The following is a 2,217-nucleotide window of genomic DNA, read 5'->3' on the forward strand; positions in this document are numbered from 1 at the left end:
GTGGGGTGCCGGTGGTGAGCGCGCCACCGGCACCCCACCGGCCGGCGGTACCGCCTCCGCCGGTCAGCGCCGCCCCCGTCAGCGGCACGCCCTACAGCGCCCCGCCGTGGAGCCTGACAGCCCCGCCGTGGAGCAGTGCCGCGCCCGCGCAACCGCTGACCGTGCCGCCTCCCGACGACCGGCCCGGTCCGGACGCCGCAGCACCGGCCGACCGGGAGAGGTCGGCGGACTGGGTCGACGAGCCGCTGGTCGCCTACGACGTCCCCGAACGCCTGCCGGACGACACCCTGCCCGGGCCGCGGGAGCCGGTCGACCAGCCGCCGCCGCTGGGCCAGGAGCCGACCCTGGCGACGTACCCGCCGCTGGGCCAGGAACCGACCCTGGCGACGTACCCGCCGGTGGCCCCGGTGACGTACCCGATGGAGGTCGAACCCGCGCGGCGCGGACGCGGCCCGGTGGTGGTCGCGGTCGTGGTCGGTGTGCTGGTGGTGGCCGTCGCCGGCCTGGTCGGCACGGTGCTGCTGGGCGGCGGCGAGGTACCACCCGGGCCGGCCGGCGGCCGCCCGTCCCCGGTCGCGCCGAGAGCCACCGGCGCTCCGCCCGACAACCTGACGCTGCGCGACAACGGCACCAGCGTGACCATCAAGTGGTCGGATCCGACGAACGGCGGGGTGCCGTTCATGGTTGCCGGCGGGCGCGCCGGCACGACCCTGGGCGTGATGGGCTCTGTCGAGGCCGGACAGACGTCGTACACGCTCAACGGGCTGAGCGGGACGGTCGACTACTGCTTCACCGTGTTGGCGGTCTACTCCACGGATGCCTTCGCGACGTCGGGGCAGGTCTGCACGGACCGGGGACGGCGCTCGCCGGCGCGCTGACCGCCGTCCACACCGTACACGCTGGGTGTCCATCGCATCGACGGTGCGGGTTCCGGTGCGCCGGGCCGGCCCATATGATGTCCCACGGTTCAGGGGAGGTCGCCGGCGCACGGCGCCACCGGGAAGAGCCAGACGGGGAGGCAGCCGGCCGTGGCCACCATCGAGGACGCCGTGAGCACCGACAGCCCGACACCGGCCCGGCGCTCGCGGATGCGGGGTGGGCTGGTCACCATCGGCACCGTCGGCGCGTTGCTGGCCGCCATGGGCCTCACCGTGCTGGGCCTGGGCGCTGCCGACAACGCGGTGGCCAACTACGACGCCAGCAGTTGGTTGTGGAGCGCGGCCCGCAGCGAGATCGCCCGGGTCAACGGGGTCACCGCCCGGGTCGACACCCGGATGGGGATCCCGGGAGCACGGCGGCATCCGATGCAGGTCACCCAGACCGACCGGCTGCTGGTCCTGCGCGACCTGCGGACCGGACAGGTCAGCTCGCTGGACCTGGCCACCCTGCAGATCACCGCGACCACCCCCACCACACCCGGCCTCGGCGTGAACGTGGCCCTGCACGAGGACGCGGCGTTCGTGGTCGACGCCGTGCAGGGCATCGTCCGGCAGCTCGACCCGCGCTCGCTGACCCCGGTCGGCGAGCCGGTGCGGTACCCGCCGGGCATCACCGGCGGCGCGTTCGACGGCAAGGGTCGGCTCTGGATCGCGGTGCCCAGCCAGGGGACCGTCTCGGCGGTCACCCCGGCCCGGCTGCCCGCCGAACCGGCCGACGCCCCGTCCACCGCCGGCCCGGAGCGGGTCGAGACGTATCCGGTCGCCGGGCCGAGCCACGAGCTGGTGGTGTCCACCCTGGACGACGGGGTGGCGGTGCTGGACCGCACCTCCGCGTCGCTGGTCACCGTCCGCGGCGGAACCATCCGGCGAACCGCGCTGAGCATGGCCGCCGCCGGCACGCTGCCGGCCCGGACCAGCGGCCCGGCCGTGCCGGTCACGGTCGCCGGCGAGCGGCGGGTGCACGTCGTCGCCGACGGCTCGGGCGAGGTGCGGGAGTTCACCGTGCCGGGCGCCGGTGACCGGCTGAGCCCGGCCGTGGCGTGGGCCGGCCGGTTCTACTGCGCCGACGAGGCCAGCGGCACCGTGTACGCGTTCGACGGCGCCGGCCAGCTGGTCGACACGGTCACCGGCAAGCGCGCGGCCGGCCCGCTGGAGCTGGAGGTGCGGGAGAACCACCTGTTCATCAACGCGCCGGACTCCTCGGTCGCCCGGGTGGTGGACGACAAGCACCAGGTTCGCGAGGTCAACAAGTACGCCAACGACGTGCTCGGTGGCGACC

At 75.3% G+C, this 2,217-nt stretch carries 2 pseudogenes; both read left to right on the forward strand.

The features are described 5' to 3' along the window. Positions 1 to 878: pseudogene (locus tag E1182_RS30305) on the forward strand (hypothetical protein); the annotation flags it as partial. Between the two features lie 210 nt (positions 879 to 1,088). After that, positions 1,089 to 2,217, forward strand: a pseudogene (locus tag E1182_RS30310) (hypothetical protein); the annotation flags it as partial.

Origin of the sequence: Micromonospora sp. KC721, from assembly GCF_004348355.1 — a bacterium.
Classification (GTDB): Bacteria; Actinomycetota; Actinomycetes; order Mycobacteriales; family Micromonosporaceae; genus Micromonospora.